We start from the raw sequence: 23757 nt of genomic DNA, 5'->3' as shown, positions 1-23757 counted from the left end.
TGTGGTCGGTTACTTGCTCGAAGCGAGCGCCTGGTTGAGCTGGTCGGCCGACACCGCGCCCGGCAGACGGCGGCCGTCCGGCAGGAAGATCGTCGGCGTGCCCGTGACGTTCATCCCGCGGCCAAGCGCGAGGTTCTTGTCGAGCGCAGTGGTATCGCAGGTACCGGCGCCGGACGGGGCACGATGGTCGAGCATCCAGCCCTGCCACGTTTTCGCGCGGTCGGTCGCACACCAGATCGCCTTCGACTTCGCGGTCGAATCCGGCGACAGCACCGGGTACAGGAACGTGTAGACGGTCACGTTGTCGACCGACTGCAGCGTCGTTTCGAGTTTCTTGCAGTACGGGCAGTTCGGATCGGAGAACACCGCGATCTTGCGGGCGCCGTTGCCCTTGACGACCTTGATCGCATTCGCGAACGGCAGGCTCGCGAAGTCGATCTTGTTGATTTCGGACAGGCGTGCGTCGGTCAGGTTCTTGTGCGTCTTGGCGTCGACGAGATCGCCGAGCAGCACGTAGTCGCCCGCCGCATCGCTATAGATGATCTGCGAGCCGAGGTTGACTTCATAAAGGCCCGCGACCGGCGATTTCGACACGCTCTTGATCGGCGCGTCGTTGCCGAGACGGGCCTGCAGCGTCGCTTTCAGCTTGTCGGTGGTCTGGTCGGCCTGCGCGGTGCAGCCAAGCGTCGCCATCGTGACGGCCAGCGCCAGCGACGCGATGCGGATCGTTTTTTTCATCGAAATCTTCCTTCAGCTCAATCGGTGTGCACGGCACAGTGTACGCCGTAACGGAACCGTGTCCGACCGGCGAAACGGCCGAAGGTTCGATCAGCCGAGCGCGGCCGACACGAGCCAGCGCTTCACGAGCGGCTGCGCGCCGACGAAGGCCATGCCCGCATTGCGCACGGCCTTCGCGAGCGAGCCCGGCACCGCGAACAGCCGCTGCAGACCGTCGGTCGCGACCATCAGCGCGCGGATGTCCTCGCGGCGCGAACGCTCGTAGCGGCGCAGCAGCACCGTATCGCCAAGGTTGCGGAAGCTTTCCTTGCCTGCGATCGCGTCGGCAAGCGCCGCGACGTCGCGCAGCCCGAGGTTCATCCCCTGCCCCGCGAGCGGGTGGATCAGGTGCGCGGCATCGCCGACCAGCGCGACGCGCGGCGCGATCAGCTTGTCGACCGTCTGCAGCGCCAGCGGGAAGCCGGCGGCCGGCGTCACGCAGTCGAGCGTGCCGACCTGGCCATGCGACACGCGCTCGACTTCGGCCGCGAGCTGCGACGGATCGAGGGTGAGCAATTCGTCCGCATGCGCGGTGTGCGCGGACCAGACGAGCGACACATGACCGTCCGGCAGCGGCAGCAGCGCGACGATCTCGCCTTCGTGGAACCACTGGTAGGCCGTCTCGCGATGCGGCAGCGACGCCTTGAAGTTCGCGACGACGCCCGTCTGCCGGTAGTCGCGCCGTTCGACCTTGGCCCCCATTTGCGAGCGCACCCACGAATGCGCGCCGTCCGCGCCGACGACGAGATCGGCTTCCAGCACCTGCCCCGACGACAGCGTGAGCACGGCCGCGTCGTCGCGCACGTCGAAGCCCTGCGCGCGCGCATCGAACCACGTGAGGTTCGGCTGGAACCGCAGCGCGGCGTCGAGCGACGCCTCGACCAGCGACGATTCGGCGATCCACGCGAGTTGCGGCACGGAAGCCTGGTACGCGGAGAAATGCAGTTCCGCGTGCGCATCGCCGTACACGCGCATGTCGTAGACCGGTGCGAGCCGGCTGTGATCGAGCGCCTGCCAGACCCGCAGCCGCTCGAGCAGGGCCTGCGAACTGGAGGACAGTGCGTAGACGCGCGTGTCGAACGCGAGATCGGCGGGGCGCGGCGTGGCCGGCTGGGCAAGCAAGGCTGTCTTGTAGCCGGACTGGGTCAGCGCGAGCGCGGCCGTCTTGCCGACGAGCCCGCCGCCGACCACGGCGACGTCGAAGGTGTGGTGGGCAGTCATGGCGGGCATTATAGCCGCGGGGCCAAACCCTTACGCGGCCGGACTTTGCGGGAAATCAGCAGAATCGCAGGCCGATGCGGCGGCGCGGCGGCCCGCCGCATCGGCCGTTCGGCGCCAGCCCGGAATCCGGGGCGTCGGCACGGTACAATAGCGTCTTTGACCGTCGGCCCGCCGCGCCCCAAGCGCCGGCCGCCCTTTTTTCCCGCGCCGCCGTGCCCTGTCCGGCCGCGCCGCCTTACCCGTCCGAAGGATTCCATGAGTCTCAAATGCGGCATCGTCGGCTTGCCCAACGTCGGCAAGTCCACCCTGTTCAATGCGCTGACCAAGGCCGGCATCGCCGCCGAGAACTACCCGTTCTGCACGATCGAGCCGAACGTCGGCATCGTCGAAGTGCCCGATACGCGCCTGAAGGCGCTCGCTGAAATCATCAGCCCCGAGCGCATCGTGCCGGCCGTCGTCGAATTCGTCGACATCGCGGGCCTCGTCGCGGGCGCGAGCAAGGGTGAAGGCCTCGGCAACCAGTTCCTCGCGAACATTCGCGAAACCGACGCGATCACGCACGTCGTGCGCTGCTTCGAGGACGAGAACGTCATTCACGTCGCCGGCAAGGTCAGCCCGATCGACGACATCGAAGTGATCAACACCGAACTCGCACTCGCCGACCTCGGCACCGTCGAGAAGGCGCTCACGCGCTATTCGAAGGCCGCGAAGTCGGGTAACGACAAGGAAGCGGCGAAGCTCGTCGCGGTGCTCGAGAAGGTGCGCGCGCAGCTCGACCAGGGCAAGGCCGTGCGCGGCCTCGCACTGTCGGACGACGAACAGGCGGTACTCAAGCCGTTCTGCCTGATCACCGCGAAGCCGACCATGTACGTGGCCAACGTGAAGGACGACGGTTTCGAGAACAACCCGCACCTCGACGCGGTACGCAAGTACGCGGAAAGCGAGAATGCGCCGGTGGTCGCCGTGTGTGCGGCGATCGAGGCGGAAATCGCCGATCTCGACGACGCGGACAAGGAAGCGTTCCTCGCCGACATGGGCATGGAAGAACCGGGCCTCGACCGCGTGATCCGCGCGGGCTTCAAGCTGCTCGGCCTGCAGACCTACTTCACCGCGGGCGTGAAGGAAGTGCGTGCGTGGACGATCCATATCGGCGACACGGCCCCGCAAGCGGCCGGCGTGATCCACACCGACTTCGAGCGCGGCTTCATCCGTGCGCAGACGATCGCGTTCAACGACTTCGTCACGTACAAGGGCGAGCAAGGCGCGAAGGAAGCCGGCAAGATGCGCGCGGAAGGGAAGGAATATGTCGTGCACGACGGCGACGTGATGAACTTCCTGTTCAACGTCTGAGCGTTGCGTTATCGCGTCAGTGAAAAGCCCGCTTATGCGGGCTTTTTTCTTTTTGGCGCACCGGCCTCATCACGACCGGCGCTGATGACCCGATTTCGATCCGGTCAGGCCCGACGCATACCGACCGTTCGACGCGACACTCATCGCGCCGGCCGGATCGACACGTCAGCGCAGCAACCCGCTGGTGAGGGCCGGCCACAGCGACGAATGCTCGCGGCGGAACATGCCGACGTGTCCGATTGCACGGCCGTCGGGGTTTTCCGGACGGATGAAGTGGATGTCGGACCTGGCTCTCGGCAGCAGGCGCAACCAGTCTGCGATATTGGCCGGCGTGGCAAGCGGGTCGTCGGTTGCGGCCACGATGGTGACCGGAGCGGCAAATTCGTCGTAGTAGTGCCGTGCGACCCCTGCTCCGAATTCGTTCGCCACATATCCCGGCCGACGGCACCAACGGGCCCACTGAAGCCCCACGCACGGCGGCAAATCATCGCCCCAGCCGAGTACCCTGGCCGGAACGTAGCCGAGCAAGCGAACGGAAATCGGCACGTACATATGCGCAAGCAGCAAGGCCGCGAAACGCTTTGGCCAGCGAATGTTGCCAACATACCCGGAAGACGCCGAGATCGCGCACAACGAACGAACCGACGCATGATTCGGCATCAGGCCGACCAGTTGCGCGCCCGCGCTATGTCCGATCAAGTGTGCGTCGTGCGCACCGGTTTCGCCAAGGAGCCAGTCGAGCGCCGCGGGCATGTCGAGTTGCCCCCAATCCTGTTTCCGCGCCCGGGACTGACGGACGTGATCCGTATCGAGCGACGCGCCGATCCCCCGATAATCGAATACGAACGTCGAATGGCCGTCGTTGCGCAGCCAATCCGCGAACGGGTAATAAAAGGATTGTCGGATTCCCGTCGCAGGGCAGATGAGCACGGGAGAACGATTGCCGTCGACCACCGGGAAATAGGTTCCCTTGAGCAGGAATCCGTCGCGGGCGGGGAAAGCGATGCTGACGCGAGTTGTCGAGCGCTCAGTCATTATTTCGACTTCAATCCAGTCGACGAGCGAAAAGGCGTGTCGATCGCGCCATTGGATATCAGGCCCAGCCTGACCATGCCGATCATCAACAACGGATACCCAATTGATTGATCCATCGATTCACCTCGGCAATCGAAGCAATCAATGTAGGAGCAAGTCTTTGTCGATGAAATCAGACGAGTTCGAATATTGCACGCAAGTTGCGTCTCGCTTCCTGTCTCTCGCCATCAGTCGCGTGACGACTTCGGCCGTCGCACTGGATACGACAAAAGCAAATGGCCCGACCGGCAAACGCCGGTCGGGCCATTTTTCGTGACACAGGCTTTCCGCCCGTCATCACTTCACTCCATCACATCGCCGACACGCGCCGCCCTTCGCTCGCCTGCGCATCGCGACCACGCTTGTTCAGCCACGACGCCAGCAGCACGATCAACGCGAGTACAGCCGTCGCACCCACTTCCATCCGGTGATCCTCGCTCACGAGCATCACGGTCAGCGTGCCGCAGATGAACAGGATCACCAACCACGTGAGCCACGGGAACAGCCACATCCGCAGCGTCAGGTCCGCGCCGGTCGATTCGAGCGTCTTGCGCATCCGCAGCTGCGAGATCGCGATCACGAGATACACGAGCAGCGCGATCGCACCCGACGTTGCGAGCAGGAAGCCGAACACCTGCTCCGGCATCAGGTAGTTCGCGATCACGGTCAGGAACCCGAACGCGGTCGACGCGAGCACGGCCGCGCGCGGCGTGCCGGTCGAATCGGTGCGGTGCAGGAACGCCGGCGCATCCTTGCGCTTCGACAGCGAGAACAACATCCGCGACGCGGTGTACAGCGCCGAATTCAGGCAGCTCGCGACCGACACGAGCACGATCACGTCGATGATCGCCTTCGCATTCGGAATGCCGATCAGCTCCATCGCGCGCTGATACGAGCCGTGCGTCGGCAGCAGCGGATCGTTCCACGGCACGATGGCCGCGACGACGAGAATCGAGCCGAGATAGAACAGCGTGATGCGCCAGATCACCGAGTTGGTCGCACGCACGATCTGGCGTTGCGGGTTGTCCGATTCGGCGGCCGCGATCGTCACGATCTCGGTGCCGAGGAACGAAAACATCGTGGTCAGCATCGCCGCGAGCACCGCGCTCGCGCCGTGCGGCATGAAGCCGCCATGCGCGAACAGGTTCGATACACCCGACACGGCCGGCGCAGGGATGATGCCGACGATCGCCGCCCCGCCGATGCACAGGAACACGACGATCGCGACGACCTTGATCAGCGCGAACCAGAATTCGAATTCGCCGTAGTTCTTGACCGAGAAGAGATTGGTGACCGTCAGCACCAGCGTGATGCCGAGCGCGAAGATCCAGGTCGCGACGGAGGGGAACCACGCATTCAGGATGGTCGCGGCGGCCGTCGCCTCGATCGGGATCACGAGCACCCAGAACCACCAGTACAGCCAGCCGATCGAGAAACCGGCCCAGTGGCCGATCGCGCGATCGGCATAAGTGGAGAACGAACCGCTGTCCGGATGCGCGACGGCCATCTCGCCGAGCATGCGCATCACCAGCACGACCAGCACGCCCGCGATCGCATACGCGAGGATCGATGCCGGGCCGGCCTCCGCGATCGCGTGGCCTGAACCGACGAACAAGCCCGCGCCGATGACGCCGGCAATCGACATCATCGTCACGTGCCGCTGCTTCAGGCCCGTACCGAGGCCTGTGTTGCTTCCACTCATCTGTCTCTCTCCAAAAAACGGTTCCGGTATGGCCGGGTATCGCGTGAAGGCAGCACGGGGGATTGTGGTTCTTGAGCCGGGCCGGATGCGGCGCCTGCACGGGATGCAGACACGGGGCCGGATCGGGGGCCGTTCCGGAACGGTGCGCCATGCAGTCTGCGAAGCTGCGGGTGCGATGCGGCGCGCAGCGCGCCGACGCATCGCGTGCGCCCTTTCCGTCGGCTTTCGTCAGCTGCCTTCGAAGCGAAGGAGTGTAAGCATCAAACGGTTCTTCACTAAGAACCAATTGAAGAATTTCGATGGAACCACTTGTTGCATCGACGTCGATCGATGCAACGCTTGTACCATTCGCGGCGCCTCGCGAGCGCGTGTGAAGCGCCCGTCGACGCCGGGCAGCAAGCGCGGCAACCCGTGCGTCAGCGCGTATCGCGCGCCATCTCGTCGCGCCATTTGGCGGGAACGACAGCCTGCCATTCTCGCAGAAGCAGGTTTTTCACGGCGTCCGGACGGGCCGCCGACAGCCGCACCAGCACGATCGGCCAGCCGACATAGTGATCCGTCACGTAATACACGTCGGGTTCCGATTCGATCAGCCACGCGCGCTCGTCGGGGCCGACACCCTTCACGACGAGCGTGTCGCCGTCCTCGCGCAGCCGCGCGAGCATCTTGCCCCTCACCTTGAGTGCGGGCGTGCCGTACGACGTGCCTTCCTCGACGCCGCGCCACGCCAGTGCGATCTGCCGGACTTCATCGAATGTCATCGGGCCTCCCGGCCGCACGCCTTCGTTTGACGATCCGGCCACCCTACCGGAATTCGCGACGGCGCGCCGGGCGAAGCACGCCTATCCGCGCGCCGCACGGGCGGCCGTCGCTGCACGCCCAGTCGTCGCGACAATCGCGAAGGCGATCGCATTCGCGGCGGCGCTGGCCAGGATCGGCACGAGATAGCCGCCGCCCGCGTCGTAGATGAAGCCGGCCGCGGTCGGCCCGATCAGCGTGCCGAATGCGATGCTCGTATAAAGCACGCCGATGATTCCGCTCACGTTGCGGCCGCCGAAGTAGTCCATCACGACCGCCGGCAGCACGGCGACCCAGCCGCCGTAGAACACGCCGAACACGAGCGCGAACGCGGCGAGCGTCGCGACGGTGCCCGCAGCGGCCCACGCGACGAGCGCGACGGCCATGCCGGCGAACATCGCGAGCAGCGACGTGCGGCGGCCGAAGCGGTCGGCGAGGCCGCCGAGGAAGAAACGGCCGGCCGTGCTGCCGACGCCGATCGCGCCGAGCAACAGCACGGCCGTCGACGACGCGACGCCATGATCGAGCGCGTACGGCACGAGGTGAACGAACGGGACGAACACGCCGAACGAGCAGATGAGGCATGCCGCGTACAGGCTCGCGAACGGCCGCGACGTGACGGCTTCGCGCACCGTCGCGCCGGCAGACGCCGAAGCGGCGCCCGGCTTGCGGCCCGCGGCTGCCCCTGACACCGGGTGCCCCGCGTCGCGCCCGATGGCTTTCGCGCCGCCGCCTTCGACGGGCTCATGCACCGCCTCCCCGTCCGGCAGCAACCCACGCCCGCGCGGGTCGTTCTCGATCAGCAGCGACATCCCCGCGCCGATCACGACCGCGATCACGGCCAACGTGAAATACGCACCGCGCCAGCCGACGTGCGCAATCAACGCGGACGCGAGCGGCGGCATCACCAGCGTGCCGACGCCGATCCCCGCGACCGCGAGCCCCGACGCAAAACCGCGCCGGCGCACGAACCAGCGCTGTACCGCGCCGACGGCCGGCACGTACGCGCAGCCGATGCCGAAACCGACACCGAGCCCGTACGCGACATAGACCTGCACCAGCGTATGCGCGGCGCCGGCAGCCGCGAGCCCGGCGCCCGTCAGCAGCATCCCGGCGATGGCGAGCCGCCGCGAGCCGAAGCGGTCGGCGAGCGGCCCGCTGATGATGCCGAAACCGAAATACAGGAAACCGGCGAGCGAGAACACGAGCGAGATCTGCCCGCGCGACGCGGCGAAATCCCGCTGCAGCGATTCGACGAACGCGCTGAACGTATACGCGCTGCCGAAACCGACGAACGTGACGGCGAACGCGGCGGCAACCACGTACCAGCCGTAAAAAAGGCGCGATGCGCCCGGGCGGTTCATGACGATGCTCCTCTCAGGTTCCACCGGCCGCCGGCAGCGACCGGATTGCCTCATGGATATAGTTGAACTATGTTGATCGCATCGGCCGCCGACAGGCAGTCGCGAAGCACGCGATCCGATGCGTCAACGGTACTCGCGCGTACGCATCGTCTCAAACGATATTTCATCGGACTTTCGATTTAGAAAAACTCAATGAATCGTTCCCGCTTGCCGCCCCTCAACGCGCTGCGCGCATTCGAAGCGGCCGCCCGCCACCTGTCGGTGAAGGCGGCGGCCGAGGAGCTGTCCGTCACGCCCGGCGCGGTAAGCCAGATGATTCGCACGCTGGAGGCACATCTCGGCGTGCAGCTGTTCGAGCGCGTCAACCGCGGCATCCTGCTCACGGCCGCCGGCCGCGACTACCTGCCGCCGGTGCGCAACGCGTTCAGGCAGATCGCCGACGCGTCGCAGCGCGTGTCCGGCGCCGCCGACAGCGGCGTGCTGACGGTAAGCGTCACGCCGTTCTTCGCATCCGCATGGCTCGTCCCGCGCCTCGCCCGGTTCCGGGAGGCTTGCCCGGACGTCGACCTGCAGGTCAGCACGAGCCATGCACTCGCGGACTTTTCGCGCGACGGTGTCGATGTCGCGATCCGTCACGGCCTCGGGCGCTACATCGGCCTGTGCAGCGAACGCCTGCTGACGGTGGAGATCGTCGCGCTCGCGTCGCCCGAACTCGTCGCACGGCTCGGCATGCCGGCGACGCCAGCCGATCTCGTCGGCTGGCCGCAGTTGCACGATGCCGAGCGCAAGGGCTGGCACATCTGGTTCGGCGCGCAGCGGATCGACGACTTCGGCCCGCCGCGCGGCCCCGCGTTCGACGACTCGGGCCTGCTGCTGCAGGCGATCGTCGCCGGCCAGGGCGCCGGGCTGCTGCCGGCCGCGATGGTGCGCGGCGAGCTGGCAAGCGGCCGGCTCGTGAAGCTCGCCGACGTCGCGTGGCTCGACGATTTCGCGTACTACCTCGTCTATCCGCCGCATCACGCGGAACGGCCGAAGGTCGCCGCATTTCGCCGGTGGATCCTCGACGCCGCGCAGGCCGACGGCGCGGCGTCGATGTCCGGCACGGCGTAGCGCCACGCCCCCGCGCGGCGCCGATCCGCGGCCGATCGGCTAACATGCGGCCCGGCACCGATAACAACAGACCGAGAGAGACCATGCCTGCCCTGCTCCGCCGCGCGACGCGCATCGCGATCCTGTCCGCCGCGTTCTTCGTCGCGTGCGCCGCTCTGCCCCATCCGGCGCACGCGTACCGCGCCCCGCCCGGCTACGGCAACGAAGCCGATCTCGACCGTCACGACACGTATCGCAACCGCGACGGCGAAACCGTGCACGCGCCCGCACATTCGAAATCAGGCCGCGTGCCCGACGGTGCGAGCGCGCGCTGCCGCGACGGCACGTACAGCTTCAGCCGTCACCGGCGCGGCACGTGCTCGGGGCACGGCGGCGTCGCCGCGTGGCTGTGAGCATGACCCTGGCCAAAAGGCCGGCATCGCGCCAGCGGCAGGCGGCGGCGAAGTACAATAGCCGCTCTCGCCGCCGACACGCGGCGACGCCGCCGCGCCATGCGCGGCACGCTCCGTACCGAATCCCCCGACGCCGCCCCGCCCGCGCGCTGCGCGGCCGTCTCAACCACTTCTGACTTTCACACCCAAATGGCCCAATACGTTTTCACGATGAACCGGGTCGGCAAGATCGTGCCGCCCAAGCGCCAGATCCTGAAGGACATCTCGCTGTCGTTCTTTCCCGGCGCGAAGATCGGCGTGCTCGGCCTGAACGGCTCGGGCAAGTCGACGCTGATCCGCATCATGGCGGGCGTCGACAAGGACATCGAAGGCGAAGCGACACCGATGCCGAACCTGAACATCGGCTACCTGCCGCAGGAGCCGCAGCTCGACCCGACGAAGACGGTGCGCGAAGCCGTCGAGGAAGGCCTCGGCGACCTGTTCCAGGCCAACAAGAAGCTGGAAGAAATCTACGCGGCATACGCGGAGCCGGACGCCGACTTCGACGCGCTCGCGGCCGAGCAGGCGAAGTACGAAGCGATCCTCGCGTCGAGCGACGGCGGCAGCCCCGAGCAGCAGCTCGAAGTGGCCGCCGACGCACTGCGCCTGCCGTCGTGGGACGCAAAGATCGAGCACCTGTCGGGCGGTGAAAAGCGCCGTGTCGCGCTGTGCAAGCTGCTGCTCGAAAAGCCGGACATGCTGCTGCTCGACGAACCGACCAACCACCTCGACGCCGAATCGGTCGACTGGCTCGAGCAGTTCCTGGTGCGCTTCCCGGGCACCGTGGTCGCCGTCACCCACGATCGCTACTTCCTCGACAACGCAGCCGAGTGGATTCTCGAACTCGACCGGGGCCACGGCATTCCGTGGAAGGGCAACTACAGCAGCTGGCTCGACCAGAAGGAAGAGCGCCTGAAGCAGGAAGAAGCATCGGAATCGGCACGCCAGAAGGCGATCAAGAAGGAACTGGAGTGGGTGCGCCAGAACCCGAAGGGCCGTCAGGCGAAGTCGAAAGCCCGTATCGCGCGCTTCGAGGAACTGAACAGCCAGGAATACCAGAAGCGCAACGAAACGCAGGAAATCTTCATTCCGGTCGGCGACCGCCTCGGCAATGAAGTGATCGAGTTCAAGAACGTCAGCAAGGCGTTCGGCGACCGCCTGCTGATCGACAACCTGAACCTGAAGATCCCGGCTGGCGCGATCGTCGGCATCATCGGCCCGAACGGCGCCGGCAAGTCGACGCTGTTCCGGATGCTGACGGGCAAGGAACAGCCGGATTCGGGCGAAGTCGTGATGGGGCCGACCGTGAAGCTCGCGTACGTCGACCAGAGCCGCGACGCGCTCGACGGCACGAAGACGGTGTTCGAGGAAATCTCGGGCGGCGCCGACGTGCTGACGGTGGGCAAGTACGAAACGCCGTCGCGCGCGTACATCGGCCGCTTCAACTTCAAGGGCGGCGACCAGCAGAAGATCGTCGGCAACCTGTCCGGCGGTGAACGCGGCCGCCTGCACCTCGCGAAGACGCTGATCTCGGGCGGCAACGTGCTGCTGCTCGACGAACCGTCGAACGACCTCGACGTCGAAACGCTGCGCGCGCTGGAAGACGCCCTGCTCGAATTCGCGGGCTCGGTGATGGTGATCTCGCACGATCGCTGGTTCCTCGACCGGATCGCGACGCACATCCTCGCATTCGAAGGCGATTCGCAGGTCACGTTCTTCGACGGCAACTACCAGGAATACGAAGCCGACAAGCGTGCGCGCCTCGGCGAGGAAGCCGCGAAGCCGAAGCGTCTGCGCTACAAGCCGATCAGCCGCTGACCGGTACGGCCCGGGTGCCCGGCACTGCGGCAACGCAGGGCCAGGCACCAAAGGTGGCCGCTTCAGGAGCGGCACAACAAAAAAGCGGGCCGCTGGCCCGCTTTTTTTATCTGACGGCTGCTGCTCGCCCGCCGCTTACGCAAGCGCGCCCAGTTCGCGCAGCCGTGCCTCGGTCGCTGCCGCACTCGTGTGATGAATGCCGTGCCAGCCGAGCGCCGTCGCGGCCGCGGCGTTCTTCGCGTTGTCGTCGATGAACACGAGTTCGTGCGGCGCGATGCCCGGCAGGTGCGGCTCGATCCGCGCCTGCATCTCGCGATAAATCGCCGGGTCGGGTTTCACGAGCTTCACGCGGCCCGACACGACGATCTCCCTGAAACGCCGCAGCACCGGGAAGTTGTCCCACGCATACGGAAACGTCTGCGCGGACCAGTTCGTCAGCCCGAACAGCGGCATCCCCTGCGCCTCCAGCCGGTCGACGAGTGCGGCCCCCTCTTCGAGCACGCCGCCGATCATCTCGTGCCAGCGCGCGTAGAACGCACGGATCAGCGCCTCATGCTCCGGAAATTTCGCGACGAGCTCGGCCGTCCCCTCTTCGATCGTCTGCCCGCCGTCCTGGCGGATCACCCAGTCCATCGCACACACGTGCGTGAGGAACCAGCGACGCTCCGTGTCGTCGGGAATCAGTTCCCGGTAAAGGTACTCGGGGCTCCAGTCGATCAGCACGCCGCCGAAATCGAACACCACGGCCTTGATCGTCATGCGAACTCCGTTGCCAGGACGTCAGCGAGCGGGCGCGGCGTCACCGGCTTGCCCGACAGCGTATTGTTTTGCCATACGAAGTGATGGTGCGCGACGATCTGCGCGGCCGACAGGTGCGCGCGCTCGTTCGTCGTGTGCAGGTCGGAAACGACGGTCGTCCGGTAGCCGAGCAACGCCGCGCGGCGTGCGGCCGAATCGACGCAAAACTCGGTCGCATAGCCGCAGATCAGCACCGAACGGATGCCGTGGCGGTCGAGCTGCGCCGCGAGCGGCGTGTCGTGAAACGAATCGCTCACCTGCTTGCGCACGCGCCAGTCGTCGTTCCCGACGACCAGCCCCGGATGCAGTTCCCAGCCCGGCGTGCCGGGCACGATGTCGTCGTCCGCATCGCCGTCGTGCTGCACGAAGCACACGGGCGCATTCGCCGCGCGCGCCGCCGCCGTCAACCGGTTGATGCCCGATACCACGTCATCGAGCCGGTAAGCGGGCTGCGCCCGCTCCACCAGCCCGCGCTGCATGTCGACCACGATTACTGCGGTGTCCGCCATCGTTGCCCTCGGTTTTGTCGTTCGGCCGTTGTCCGGCCGTTATCGCGTGTTGTTTCAGATCGGCTGCGTGCGCGCGTCGAGCCACGCCTTCGCATCGCCGCTCAGGTGTCGGCCGACACGCTCGCGCACCGTTGCGTGATACGCGTTCAGCCACGCGCGTTCTTCTTCGTGCAGCATTTCGATCAGCACGCAGCGCGTGTCAATCGGGCACAGCGTGAGCGTCTCGAATGCGAGGAAATCGCCGAACTCAGTCTGCCCGGCCGCGCGGTTCACGACCAGGTTCTCGATCCGGATGCCCCACTGGCCGGGACGGTACACGCCCGGCTCGATCGACGTGATCATGCCCTCTTCCATCGCCGTGTACGGCTCGGCCGGCGCGTAGTGCGAGATGACCTGCGGGCCTTCGTGCACGTTCAGGAAGTAGCCGACGCCATGCCCCGTGCCGTGGCCGTAGTCGAGCCCGGCCGACCACATCGGCGCACGCGCGATCGCGTCGAGCATCGGCGAACGGATGCCGCGCGGGAAACGGGCCCGCGACAGCGCCATCATCGATTTCAGCACGATCGTGAAATCGCGCCGCTGCAGGTCGCTGACCGTGCCGACCGGCACGACGCGCGTGATGTCGGTCGTGCCCGTCACGTACTGGCCGCCCGAATCGATCAGCAGCAGCCCGTCGCCGGCGATCGTCGCGTGCGACTCGCGCGTTGCGTGGTAGTGCGGCATCGCGCCGTTCGCATTGAAGCCCGCGATCGTCGCGAAACTCGCCGACACGTAACCGGGGCGCCGCGCGCGCGCGGCCGTGAGTTTTTCCTCGATCGTCAGCTCGGTGATCGTCTCGCGGTTCACGGCCTGCTCGAACCAGGTGAAGAATTCCGCGAGCGCGGCGCCGTCGTGTTCCATCGTCACGCGCACGTGCTCGATCTCGGCGGACGTCTTGCGCGACTTCGCGAACGTCGACGGATTCACGGCCTCGACCAGCTTCACGCCGGCCGGCACGGCCTCGAGCGTGCCGAACGTCACGCGGCGCGGGTCGATCAGCAGCGTCGCGCCGTCGGGCAGCGCCGCGAGCGCGGCGCGCGCGGCGTCATAGGCACGAACGTCGACGCCGTCCTGTGCGAGCGATGCAGCCAATGCCGGCGACACCTTGCCGTCGGCGACGAACAGCGTCGCGCGATCGGCGCCGATCATTGCGTGCGCAACGAATACGGGATTGAAGTTGACGTCGGCGCCGCGCAGGTTGAACAGCCATGCGAGGTCGTCGAGCGTCGACACGAAATGCCACTGCGCGCCCTGCACACGCATCGCGCGGCGCACTTCGGCCAGCTTGCTCGCGCGCGTCGTGTCGGCCTGCGGCGCCGCGTGCTCGAACACCGCGTCGCCGGGCAGCCCCGGCCGCTCGGGCCAGATCGCGTCGAGCAGGTCGAGGTCGGTGCGCAGCGCGATGCCGCGTGCATTCAGCGCGCCCGTCAGCCCGCGTGCGGCCGCGACGCCGAGCACCGCGCCGTCGACGCCGACCGTCGCACCCGCCGCCACATTCTGCGCGAGCCAGTCGACGTGCGGTGCGCTCTGCTGCCCGCCCGTCATCTTCATCAGTTGCACGCCCGTGCCGGCCAGTTCGGCGTCGGCCTGCACCCAGTAGCGGCTGTCGACCCACAGCCCCGCGAAATCCGCGGTCACGACCAGCGTGCCGACCGAGCCCGTGAAGCCGGACAGCCAGCGGCGGGCCTGCCAGCGCTCCGGCAGGTACTCGGACAGATGGGGATCGGCGGACGGCACGAGATAGGCGGCCAGGTTCTCGCGGGCCATGGCGCCACGCAGCAGCGCGAGGCGGGCCGGCACCGGCGAGACTTCGGGAAGACGGGCATTCATGATTTCACCTGAGAGCATTCAGCGACGGGCCGACAGCGCGACCGTCACGGCTACGGCGAGGAGCGCGACGCCGGTGCAGACCGGCCATTCGAGCGTCTCGCCATCGTAAAACAGTCCCGAGAGATTGCCGGCCATGCGGGCCGCGGCCGCGCCGACGATGCCGGCGAGCACCGCGATCCACCACGCCGGCCGGCCCGTGCGCCGCATCGGATGCAGCCATCGGCCGAACAGCCCGACGGCCGCTCCCAGGACAAGGATTCCAAACCAGTTCATTCGACGCCCTCTATAAATTCAGATTCGTCCCATAGGCGTGAACGTTGCCAGCGGCTAGCATCGATTTATCCATCGAACCCGAGACCAGCCGGGTACCGCGAACATTCGAGTGTAGGGGCCGACTCGACGTTATGGCAAGCGCGCACCGGCTACCGTATTGAAGAAATTCTCATGCGAATCACGCTGATCGATCCGGACGCGCGTCATGCCGCGCTCCTGAACCGTCTGCTCTTTGCGGGCGGTCATGTGTGCCACGCGTTTCCGTCCAGCACGGCATTCTTCGAGTGGCTCGCCGCCGACAACACCTGCGACATGCTGATCACCGGCAACTGGGCCGGCGACCAGCCGGCCGAGGAAGTCATCCCGCGCGCGCAGACGATCCTGCCCGGGCTGCCGGCCATCGCCGTGATGCAGTTGCCGCGCGAAAGCGAAATCGTATCGTGCCTGCACGCGGGCGCCGACGATTGCCTCGTGCGCCCCGTGAGCGGGCCCGAGCTGCTTGCGCGCGTCAACGCGCTGAGCCGGCGCGCCGGCGTGCGCCGGCCACCAACCCGCTCGCGCGAAATGTATGGCGAATACGCGTTCGACGCGACGCACTGCCTCGTTCGCTTCGGCGACGCAATCGTTTCACTCACGCCGAAGGAGTTCCGTTTCGCGCAGTTGCTGTTCGCGAACCTGTCGCGACCGGTATCGCGCGCCCATATCCTCGAAACGGTGTGGGCGCGCCGCCGCGACATGAAGTCGCGCACGCTCGATACCCACGCGTCCCGGCTGCGCAGCAAGCTGCAGCTGCTCCCGGAGCACGGCTACCGGCTGCTGCCGCTGTACGGCTACGGCTATCAGCTCGACCAGGTGCCGATCGAACCCCCAAATTCCCGGCCCCGCCACGCTGATGCCCGGTATGCGGCGAGTGAGGAAATCGCTGAAACGCTATAATATGGGGCTAAACGATAGCCCTCGATATGCAACTCCTCACGATCGGAATCAATCACCACACTGCGCCTGTCGCCCTGCGCGAACGCGTGGCGTTTCCGCTCGAGCAGATCAAGCCGGCTCTCGTCACGTTCAAGAACGTGTTTCTCGGCCCCCAGGCACCCAATTCACCCGAAGCGGCGATCCTCTCCACCTGCAACCGCACCGAACTGTATTGCGCGACAGACGATCGCGCGGCACGCGAAGGTGCGGTCCGCTGGCTGTCGGAGTATCACCGGATTCCGGTCGACGAGCTCGCGCCGCACGTCTATGCGCTGCCGCAGTCGGAAGCGGTCCGGCACGCATTCCGCGTCGCATCCGGCCTCGATTCGATGGTGCTCGGCGAAACGCAGATTCTGGGCCAGATGAAGGACGCCGTCCGCACCGCGACGGAAGCCGGCGCGCTCGGCACTTATCTGAACCAGCTGTTCCAGCGCACGTTCGCGGTGGCGAAGGAAGTGCGCGGCACGACCGAAATCGGCACGCAATCGGTGTCGATGGCCGCCGCTGCGGTGCGCCTCGCGCAGCGCATCTTCGAAAAAGTGTCCGATCAGCGCGTGCTGTTCATCGGCGCGGGCGAGATGATCGAGCTGTGCGCGACGCACTTCGCCGCGCAAGGCCCGCGCGAACTCGTCGTCGCGAACCGCACGGCCGAACGCGGCCAGCGGCTTGCCGAACGCTTCAACGGCCGCGCGATGCCGCTCGCGGACCTGCCGACCCGCATGCACGAATTCGACATCATCGTGTCGTGTACGGCGTCGACGCTGCCGATCATCGGCCTCGGCGCCGTCGAGCGCGCGGTGAAGGCACGCCGCCACCGGCCGATCTTCATGGTCGACCTCGCGGTGCCGCGCGACATCGAGCCCGAAGTCGGCAAGCTGAAGGACGTGTTCCTTTACACCGTCGACGATCTCGGCGCGATCGTGCGCGAAGGCAACGCATCGCGGCAAGCCGCGGTCGCGCAGGCCGAAACGATCATCGAGACGCGCGTGCAGAATTTCATGCAATGGCTCGACACGCGCAGCGTCGTGCCGGTGATCCGTCACATGCATACGCAGGCCGACGCGCTGCGCCGGGCCGAAGTCGACAAGGCGCAGAAGTTGCTCGCGCGCGGCGACGATCCGGCCGCCGTACTCGAAGCGCTGTCGCAAGCGCTGACCAACAAGCTGATCCACGGCCCGACGAGCGCGCTCAACCGCGTGAACGGGGCCGATCGCGATTCGCTGATCGACCTGATGCGCGGCTTCTACCAGCACGCACCGCGCTCGAACGACCAGTCCGGCCACTAGCGCCGGCCGATCGCCCTGCCGCCGGCCGCGCGCCGGCCTATCCTTTCCGAATACCCCTTGCCCGGGAGCGCCGCTCCACACCATGAAGACGAGCATGCAACGCAAGCTCGACCAGCTGTCCACACGGCTGGCCGAACTGAACGACCTGCTGAGCCGCGAAAACGTCACGGCCGACCTCGACCAGTACCGCAAGCTGACGCGTGAACATGCGGAACTCGGCCCGGTGGTCGAACAGTACGCGCTGTGGCGCCAGTCGCGCAGCGACGAGACGGCCGCGCAGGAGCTGCTCGGCGATCTGTCGATGCGCGACTTCGCGGAAGACGAGATCCGCAGCGCCCGCGAGAGCATGACCCGCCTCGAAACCGAGCTGCAGAAGATGCTGCTGCCGAAGGATCCGAACGACGATCGCAACATCTTCCTCGAAATCCGTGCAGGCACGGGCGGCGACGAATCGGCGCTGTTCGCGGGCGACCTGCTGCGCATGTACCTGCGCTTCGCGGAACGCCAGCGCTGGCAGGTCGAAATGATGTCGGAGAGCGCGTCGGATCTCGGCGGCTACAAGGAAGTGATCGTGCGGATCGCGGGCCAGGGCGCGTTTTCGCGCCTGAAGTTCGAATCGGGCGGCCATCGCGTGCAGCGTGTGCCCGCGACCGAAACGCAGGGGCGCATCCATACGTCCGCGTGCACGGTCGCTGTGATGCCGGAAGCCGACGAAATCGGCGAGGTCGAGATCAATCCGGCCGACCTGCGGATCGACACGTTCCGCGCGTCCGGCGCAGGCGGTCAGCACATCAACAAGACCGATTCGGCGGTGCGCGTCACGCACATCCCGACCGGGATCGTCGTCGAGTGCCAGGACGACCGTTCGCAGCACAAGAACAAGGATCGCGCACTGAAGGTGCTCGCCGCGCGCATCAAGGACAAGCAGTATCACGAGCAGCACGCGAAGGAAGCCGCGACCCGCAAGAGCCTGATCGGCTCGGGCGACCGCTCGGAACGGATCCGCACGTACAACTTCCCGCAAGGCCGGATGACCGACCACCGGATCAACCTGACGCTGTACCGGCTCGAAGCGCTGATGGACGGCGATCTCGACGAACTGATCAGCGCGCTGGTCAGCGAGCATCAGGCCGAGCTGCTCGCGTCGCTCGGCGACGCCGACTGAGGCCGTGATGCCCGACACCACCGCCGACGAACTGCTGCGCGCGTCACCACTCGATCCGGTCGATGCGCGCGTGCTGCTCGCGCATGCGCTCGGCTGGACTCGCACGCAACTGATCACGCGCGGCGACGCGCCGCTCGACGCGGCCGCGGTCGAACGCTACCGCACGCTCGAGGCGCGCCGCCTGGCCGGCGAGCCCGTCGCGCAGCTCGTCGGGATGCGCGAATTCTTCGGCCGGCCGTTCGACGTGACGCCCGACGTGCTGATCCCGCGCCCCGAAACCGAGTTGCTCGTCGAAGCCGCACTCGATGCGATCGACGGACTGCCGCATCCGGCCGTGCTCGATCTCGGCACGGGCAGCGGCGCGATTGCCGTCTCCATCGCTGCCGAGCGACCCGATGCGCGCGTGTGGGCGCTCGACCGTTCGCCGGCCGCACTCGCGGTCGCGCAACGCAACGCCGGCAAGCTGCTCGACGCGCACCGCCCCGGCGGCGCGCTGCACTGGCTGCAAAGCGACTGGTACGCGGCGCTCGAGCCGTCACTCGCATTCGACACGATCGTCAGCAACCCGCCGTACATCGCGCAGCACGATCCGCACCTCGCGCAAGGCGACCTGCGTTTCGAGCCGCGCGGCGCACTCACCGACGATGCCGACGGCCTCAGCGCGATCCGCACGATCGTCGCGGGCGCCGGCACGTATCTGAAACCGGGCGGCACGCTCTGGATCGAGCACGGCTACGACCAGGCCGAAGCCGTGCGCGCGCTGCTCGCATCGCACGGCTTCGTCGCGGTCGAATCGCTCGCCGATCTGGCCGCGATCGAACGCACGACAGGCGGCCGCCTGCCGGGCTGATGCCCGGCCCGCCCGGTTGAAATCCGCTATCATTTCGATCTAACGCCCCGCAAACACGCAAGGTCAGTCATGGACACCCAACAACGTATCAAGCAAATCGTCGACGAAAACCAGGTCGTGCTCTTCATGAAGGGCAACGCACAATTCCCGATGTGCGGCTTCTCGGGCCGCGCCATCCAGGTGCTGAAAGCCTGCGGCGTCGACCAGTTCAAGACGGTCAACGTGCTCGAAGACGACGAGATCCGCCAGGGCATCAAGGAATTCTCGAACTGGCCGACCATCCCGCAGCTCTACGTGAAGGGCGAATTCATCGGCGGCTCGGACATCATGATGGAGATGTACCAGTCGGGCGAACTGCAGCAACTGTTCGCCGCCGCGTAAGCCTCCCCTTTCGATGGCATCTCCCAGCGCGCCGCCACGCCGGCTGATCGTCGCGATCACCGGCGCCACCGGCGCGATCTACGGCGTACGGCTGCTCGACCTGCTGCGCGCCGCCGGCGGCGTCGAAACGCACCTGCTGATTTCGAACGCCGGCTGGCTCAACATCCAGCACGAACTGAAGCTGTCGAAGACCGATGTCGAAAGCCGTGCGGACGTCGTGCACTCGGTGCGCGACGTCGGCGCGACGATCGCATCGGGATCGTTCGCGACCGATGGGATGGTGATCGCGCCGTGCTCGATGAAGACGCTCGCGAGCGTCGCGCACGGACTGTCCGACAACCTGATCACGCGCGCCGCCGACGTCACGTTGAAGGAGCGCCGCCGCCTCGTGCTGATGGTGCGCGAAACGCCGTTCAACCTCGCGCATCTACGCAACATGACGGCCGTTACCGAAATGGGCGGCATCATCTTCCCGCCGCTGCCCGCGTTCTACGCGATGCCGAAGACGATCGAGGAACTCGTCGACCAGACCGTCACGCGCGTGCTCGACCTGTTCGCGCTCAGCGCCCCGCTGACGACGCCGTGGGCCGGCATCCGGCACGCGCAGTAAGCGCACCCCGCAGATTCGATCTGCGCGCATCTTCGCCAAATTTCGGCGAAACTCATTCGATTTCACGAGTACATCGGCCATCAACTGCCGGACGCACCGCATCACCCCGATTATCAACAAACAGGCGTCAATCAAATTCCGAAACGCGGATTTATCAATTCTCAGTGCGCGCCTATAGTCACTGGCAAATCCCTTTGCAGGCCACCGCCATGAACCGCTTGCCTTCGCTCTACCTGTCCCACGGCGCCCCGACGCTGCCGATCGATCCGACGCTGCCGTCCGGTGCATTCACGTACCTCGCTGGCGAATTGCCGCGCCCGCGCGCCGTGCTGATGCTGTCCGCGCACTGGGGCACGCTGCGGCCCGTCGCCAGCATCGCCGCGCATCCGGAAACGATCCACGACTTCTACGGCTTTCCGCAGGCGCTGTACGACATCCGCTACCCGGCGCCCGGCGCGCCTGACGTCGCCGAGCGCGCGGCCGGGCTGCTGAACGCGGCCGGCATCGAGACCGCGACGACCGAGCACGGCCTCGACCACGGCGCATGGGTACCGATGCTGCTGATGTTCCCGGAAGCCGACGTGCCGGTGGCGCAGTTGTCGATCCAGCCGCGCGCGGATGCCGCCCACCACTTCGCGCTCGGCCGCGCGCTGCGACCGCTGCGCGACGAAGGCGTGATGGTGATCGGCTCGGGCCAGATCACGCACAACCTGCGCGCCGCCGATTTCGGTGCGGCACCGGAGGATGCGGATCCGCGCGTCACGGAATTCACCGACTGGTTCGAGGCGAAGCTGGCCGCGCGCGACATCGACGCCCTGCTCGACTACCGCCGGCAGGCGCCGCACGCAGCGCTGATGCATCCGACCGACGAGCATCTGCTGCCGGTGTTCACGGCGCTCGGCGCGGCGGACGACGACTACCAGCTCGGCATCCAGTCGCTCGGCACGTACCAGCGCGTGCTCGCGATGACGAACTACGTGTTCTCGAGCACGGCCGCCTGAGCGGCACGGCGCCAACCGGCGCGCGGCACCCGCATCAACGAAAAAGCCCGCCCGAGCGATGCTCGGGCGGGCTTTTTCTTGCCTTGGCTGCCGCCGCCGATTCCGGCGGCAGGTCAGGCGTCGTCAGGCACCGACCCCTTCGAGGATCTCGTCGTGCGACTCGCGCTCGTCGAGATACTTGGTGCGGTAGCCGGTGCTCACGCCCCAGAAGTAGAACACCAGCGCGATTGCCGCGACGACCAGCATGTCCCAGCCGTACGGCAGCACGCCGTGACCGCCGAACTCCTTGCTGCCGATCAGCGACAGCACGGCCATCGTCGGCAGGTACGCGACCAGCCACCAGGCGGCCTTCAGGTCGTCACCCCAGCCGGTCCAGCCCGACTTCGCCTGGAAGTAGAAGTACACCGGCAGCGCGACGATCATCAGCAGGATGATCTCGCCCGTCAGCGGCCACTTCGCCCAGTACAGGATCAGCGATGCGCAGACGAATGCGAACGGCGCGATCAGCTTCATCAGCGGAATCGACAGCGGACGCTCGATGTCGGTCGCCGCACGGCGCAGCGCCATCAGGCTGATCGGGCCGGTCAGGTACGAGATCACCGTCGCAACCGAGATCACCGCCGCGAGCGAGCTCCAGCCGCGGAAGAAGAACAGGAAGATGAACGAGACCAGCAGGTTGAACCACATCGCCTGACGCGGCACGCCGTAGAGCGGGTGCACGTTGCCGAACATCTTCGGCATCGTGTTGTTGCGCTCCATCGCGTAGATCATGCGGGTGGTCGTCGCCATGTACGTCGTCCCGGTGCCGCTCGGGCTGACGAATGCGTCGACGTACAGCAGGATCGCAAGCCAGTTCAGGTTCAGCGCGATCGCCAGTTCGGCGAACGGCGACTTGAAGTTGAAGTGCGACCAGCCCTGTGCGACGTCAGCCGGATTCACCGAGCCGATATACGCCATCTGCAGCAGCACGTAGATCACGAGCGCGATCAGGATCGACGTGATCACCGCGAACGGCACGCTGCGCGACGGATTGCGCGCTTCGCCCGCGAGGTTCACCGGGCTCTGGAAGCCGTTGAACGCGAACACGATGCCGCTCGTCGCGACCGCGGTCAGCACCGCCGACCAGCCGTACGGCGCGAAAGTCGCGTTCGACGCCGTGCCGAGGTTCTCCGGATGGTAGCTCGTCAGCATCAGGCCGAGGATCGTGAGGCCGGGGATCAGGAACTTGAAGATCGTGATCGTGGTGTTCGCACGGGCAAACGCCTTCACGCCCCAGTAGTTCAACAGGAAGTAGATGACGACCAGCACCGCGGACAGCAGCAGGCCGGGTACCGTCAACTCACCGTTCACGAACAGCGCGTGCGCCCAGGGATACGGCCACGTACTCATGTACTGGATCGACGCTTCAGCCTCGATCGGGATCACGGATACGATCGCGATCCAGTTCGCCCACGCGCTGATGAAGCCGACCAGCGAACCATGCGAGTAGCGCGCGTAGCGCACCATCCCGCCCGACTCGGGGAACATCGCGCCCAATTCCGCGTACGTCAGTGCAATGGCAAGAATCACGACAGCGCCGATGATCCATGCGCAGATCGCCGCCGGACCGGCAATCTTCGCGGCCTTCCAGGCGCCGAACAGCCAGCCCGAGCCGATAATCGAACCCAGCCCCGTCAGCATCAATGCAAACGGGCCGATGTTCCGTTGAATAGAACTCTTCACATCCTCTCCTGTGTCTCAAAAAGCATGGTCGGCCCGCGGTCCGGGATCGGCTCGGACAGCACCGCGCACGCAATTTTGGGGGGGCGAGTCACCCGATCAGGGCAACCCGTCCACGCGGCGCGTAGTTTAACGGTTGCACCTGAAACGTGGCGCCAAAATCGATCGGCCCCTACAAAAAATTCGCGTCATTTGCAAGCTTTGTAAACCTGATCTACGCAATAACCCTGAGTCAATGGAAATACGGTTGACCACGCGGTTGATAAGCCGTATAAAGGACTTCGCAGGATTTCAAGTGGCGAGTGAATTGGTTCTTTCGTAGTTCGCCCATCAACGGTACTCCGGTTGGTCCTATTACCCCTTCCTTGATTTTCCGCACCCCATGGGCTTCGGCCCCGTTTTATCTTTTTAGGAACAAGTAACATGGCAACCGGTACCGTCAAGTGGTTCAATGACGCAAAGGGCTTCGGCTTCATCACCCCGGAAGGCGGCGGCGACGATCTGTTCGCGCACTTCTCGGAAATCCGCGTCGAAGGCTTCAAGACGCTGCAAGAAAACCAGAAGGTTGAATTCGAAGTGAAGACGGGCCCGAAGGGTCTGCAAGCTGCGAACATCCGTCCGGTCTAAGCTTGGCGCGATTATTCGTGTAAAAAAGCCCCGCTTCGGCGGGGCTTTT

The 23757-nt window shown here is 66.2% G+C and carries 23 protein-coding genes; 12 read left to right on the top strand and 11 right to left on the bottom strand.

Annotated features, from left to right (window positions below; all coding sequences use genetic code 11):
- Positions 1 to 9: 9 nt before the first annotated feature.
- Together ACN8ZM_RS02445 and ACN8ZM_RS02440 are read right to left on the bottom strand one after the other, a co-directional pair.
- Positions 10 to 738 carry a DsbC family protein gene (locus ACN8ZM_RS02445; protein WP_043191561.1) on the bottom strand — a complete coding sequence of 243 codons (729 nt, stop codon included), beginning with the start codon at positions 736 to 738 and terminating at the stop codon, positions 10 to 12.
- Between the two features lie 90 nt (positions 739 to 828).
- Entirely contained in the window at positions 829 to 2007 is a 1179-nt protein-coding gene (locus ACN8ZM_RS02440) for a UbiH/UbiF family hydroxylase (RefSeq protein ID WP_043191563.1), read from the bottom strand.
- A 246-nt stretch (positions 2008 to 2253) separates the two neighbouring features.
- Here ACN8ZM_RS02440 and ychF point away from each other — a divergent pair, with 246 nt between their 5' ends.
- Positions 2254 to 3348 (top strand): redox-regulated ATPase YchF, encoded by a 1095-nt coding sequence (gene ychF, locus ACN8ZM_RS02435; RefSeq protein ID WP_089449830.1) that lies wholly within the window; start codon positions 2254 to 2256, stop codon positions 3346 to 3348.
- Positions 3349 to 3513: 165 nt separating this feature from the next.
- On the opposite strand, the gene ACN8ZM_RS02430 is transcribed toward ychF, so the two are convergent.
- The 4 genes from ACN8ZM_RS02430 to ACN8ZM_RS02415 all read right to left on the bottom strand — a co-directional run bounded on the left by ACN8ZM_RS02430 (position 3514) and on the right by ACN8ZM_RS02415 (position 8286).
- A complete protein-coding gene (locus ACN8ZM_RS02430) occupies positions 3514 to 4383 on the bottom strand; it encodes an alpha/beta fold hydrolase (RefSeq protein ID WP_420210500.1) in 870 nt (289 codons plus the stop codon).
- Positions 4384 to 4732: 349 nt separating this feature from the next.
- Positions 4733 to 6124: a GABA permease gene (gene gabP / locus ACN8ZM_RS02425; protein WP_089449827.1), complete on the bottom strand. Its 1392-nt coding sequence runs from the start codon at positions 6122 to 6124 to the stop codon at positions 4733 to 4735.
- 416 nt (positions 6125 to 6540) lie between these two features.
- Positions 6541 to 6885, bottom strand: coding sequence for an MmcQ/YjbR family DNA-binding protein (locus ACN8ZM_RS02420; protein ID WP_420210499.1), 345 nt, complete (start codon positions 6883 to 6885; stop codon positions 6541 to 6543).
- Positions 6886 to 6966: 81 nt separating this feature from the next.
- The gene (locus ACN8ZM_RS02415) at positions 6967 to 8286 is read right to left on the bottom strand and encodes an MFS transporter (protein WP_420210498.1); all 1320 of its coding nucleotides are present in this window, start codon (positions 8284 to 8286) and stop codon (positions 6967 to 6969) included.
- A 192-nt stretch (positions 8287 to 8478) separates the two neighbouring features.
- On the opposite strand from ACN8ZM_RS02415, the gene gcvA reads away from it, so the two are divergent.
- From gcvA to ettA, 3 genes are all read left to right on the top strand, one after another.
- Positions 8479 to 9396, top strand: coding sequence for a transcriptional regulator GcvA (gcvA, locus tag ACN8ZM_RS02410; protein WP_089449824.1), 918 nt, complete (start codon positions 8479 to 8481; stop codon positions 9394 to 9396).
- An 83-nt stretch (positions 9397 to 9479) separates the two neighbouring features.
- Positions 9480 to 9788: a DUF3761 domain-containing protein gene (locus ACN8ZM_RS02405; RefSeq protein WP_420210497.1), complete on the top strand. Its 309-nt coding sequence runs from the start codon at positions 9480 to 9482 to the stop codon at positions 9786 to 9788.
- Positions 9789 to 9977: 189 nt separating this feature from the next.
- Positions 9978 to 11645 carry an energy-dependent translational throttle protein EttA gene (gene ettA / locus ACN8ZM_RS02400; RefSeq protein WP_027788485.1) on the top strand — a complete coding sequence of 556 codons (1668 nt, stop codon included), beginning with the start codon at positions 9978 to 9980 and terminating at the stop codon, positions 11643 to 11645.
- A 135-nt stretch (positions 11646 to 11780) separates the two neighbouring features.
- On the opposite strand, the gene ACN8ZM_RS02395 is transcribed toward ettA, so the two are convergent.
- From ACN8ZM_RS02395 to ACN8ZM_RS02380, 4 genes are read right to left on the bottom strand one after another with little or no spacing between them, the layout of a single operon-like run.
- Complete coding sequence (locus tag ACN8ZM_RS02395; protein WP_420210496.1) at positions 11781 to 12404, bottom strand: HAD family hydrolase; 624 nt, start codon at positions 12402 to 12404, stop codon at positions 11781 to 11783.
- Positions 12401 to 12952 carry a cysteine hydrolase family protein gene (locus tag ACN8ZM_RS02390; protein ID WP_420210495.1) on the bottom strand — a complete coding sequence of 184 codons (552 nt, stop codon included), beginning with the start codon at positions 12950 to 12952 and terminating at the stop codon, positions 12401 to 12403. The genes ACN8ZM_RS02395 and ACN8ZM_RS02390 overlap by 4 nt, the downstream gene beginning before the upstream one ends.
- A 54-nt stretch (positions 12953 to 13006) precedes the next feature.
- Complete coding sequence (locus ACN8ZM_RS02385) at positions 13007 to 14821, bottom strand: aminopeptidase P family protein (protein ID WP_420210494.1); 1815 nt, start codon at positions 14819 to 14821, stop codon at positions 13007 to 13009.
- Positions 14822 to 14839: 18 nt separating this feature from the next.
- The gene (locus tag ACN8ZM_RS02380; RefSeq protein ID WP_043191589.1) at positions 14840 to 15094 is read right to left on the bottom strand and encodes a hypothetical protein; all 255 of its coding nucleotides are present in this window, start codon (positions 15092 to 15094) and stop codon (positions 14840 to 14842) included.
- Positions 15095 to 15265: 171 nt separating this feature from the next.
- Here ACN8ZM_RS02380 and ACN8ZM_RS02375 point away from each other — a divergent pair, with 171 nt between their 5' ends.
- The 7 genes from ACN8ZM_RS02375 (at position 15266) to ACN8ZM_RS02345 (ending at position 21362) form a co-directional block, all read left to right on the top strand.
- Positions 15266 to 16030 (top strand): response regulator transcription factor, encoded by a 765-nt coding sequence (locus ACN8ZM_RS02375; RefSeq protein ID WP_043191592.1) that lies wholly within the window; start codon positions 15266 to 15268, stop codon positions 16028 to 16030.
- 26 nt (positions 16031 to 16056) lie between these two features.
- Positions 16057 to 17355: a glutamyl-tRNA reductase gene (hemA, locus tag ACN8ZM_RS02370; protein WP_043191595.1), complete on the top strand. Its 1299-nt coding sequence runs from the start codon at positions 16057 to 16059 to the stop codon at positions 17353 to 17355.
- An 82-nt stretch (positions 17356 to 17437) separates the two neighbouring features.
- Positions 17438 to 18520 carry a peptide chain release factor 1 gene (prfA, locus tag ACN8ZM_RS02365; protein WP_043191597.1) on the top strand — a complete coding sequence of 361 codons (1083 nt, stop codon included), beginning with the start codon at positions 17438 to 17440 and terminating at the stop codon, positions 18518 to 18520.
- A 7-nt stretch (positions 18521 to 18527) separates the two neighbouring features.
- The gene (gene prmC / locus ACN8ZM_RS02360) at positions 18528 to 19370 is read left to right on the top strand and encodes a peptide chain release factor N(5)-glutamine methyltransferase (RefSeq protein WP_420210493.1); all 843 of its coding nucleotides are present in this window, start codon (positions 18528 to 18530) and stop codon (positions 19368 to 19370) included.
- A 69-nt stretch (positions 19371 to 19439) separates the two neighbouring features.
- Positions 19440 to 19751 carry a Grx4 family monothiol glutaredoxin gene (gene grxD / locus ACN8ZM_RS02355; protein WP_021161789.1) on the top strand — a complete coding sequence of 104 codons (312 nt, stop codon included), beginning with the start codon at positions 19440 to 19442 and terminating at the stop codon, positions 19749 to 19751.
- Positions 19752 to 19764: 13 nt separating this feature from the next.
- A complete protein-coding gene (locus tag ACN8ZM_RS02350) occupies positions 19765 to 20361 on the top strand; it encodes a UbiX family flavin prenyltransferase (RefSeq protein ID WP_420210492.1) in 597 nt (198 codons plus the stop codon).
- Positions 20362 to 20570: 209 nt separating this feature from the next.
- Positions 20571 to 21362, top strand: coding sequence for a DODA-type extradiol aromatic ring-opening family dioxygenase (locus ACN8ZM_RS02345; RefSeq protein WP_420210491.1), 792 nt, complete (start codon positions 20571 to 20573; stop codon positions 21360 to 21362).
- 123 nt (positions 21363 to 21485) lie between these two features.
- Here ACN8ZM_RS02345 and ACN8ZM_RS02340 read toward each other — a convergent pair whose 3' ends face one another.
- Positions 21486 to 23084 (bottom strand): APC family permease, encoded by a 1599-nt coding sequence (locus tag ACN8ZM_RS02340; RefSeq protein WP_043191605.1) that lies wholly within the window; start codon positions 23082 to 23084, stop codon positions 21486 to 21488.
- A gap of 420 nt (positions 23085 to 23504) precedes the next feature.
- On the opposite strand from ACN8ZM_RS02340, the gene ACN8ZM_RS02335 reads away from it, so the two are divergent.
- Positions 23505 to 23708 carry a cold-shock protein gene (locus tag ACN8ZM_RS02335; RefSeq protein ID WP_006477070.1) on the top strand — a complete coding sequence of 68 codons (204 nt, stop codon included), beginning with the start codon at positions 23505 to 23507 and terminating at the stop codon, positions 23706 to 23708.
- The last annotated feature ends 49 nt before the right edge of the window (positions 23709 to 23757 follow it).

The sequence above is a fragment of the Burkholderia aenigmatica genome (assembly GCF_048627025.1).
GTDB classification, from domain to species: Bacteria; Pseudomonadota; Gammaproteobacteria; order Burkholderiales; family Burkholderiaceae; genus Burkholderia; species Burkholderia aenigmatica.
Note: the sequence above shows the minus strand (reverse complement) of the source record. Positions and strands in the feature narration are given on the sequence as shown.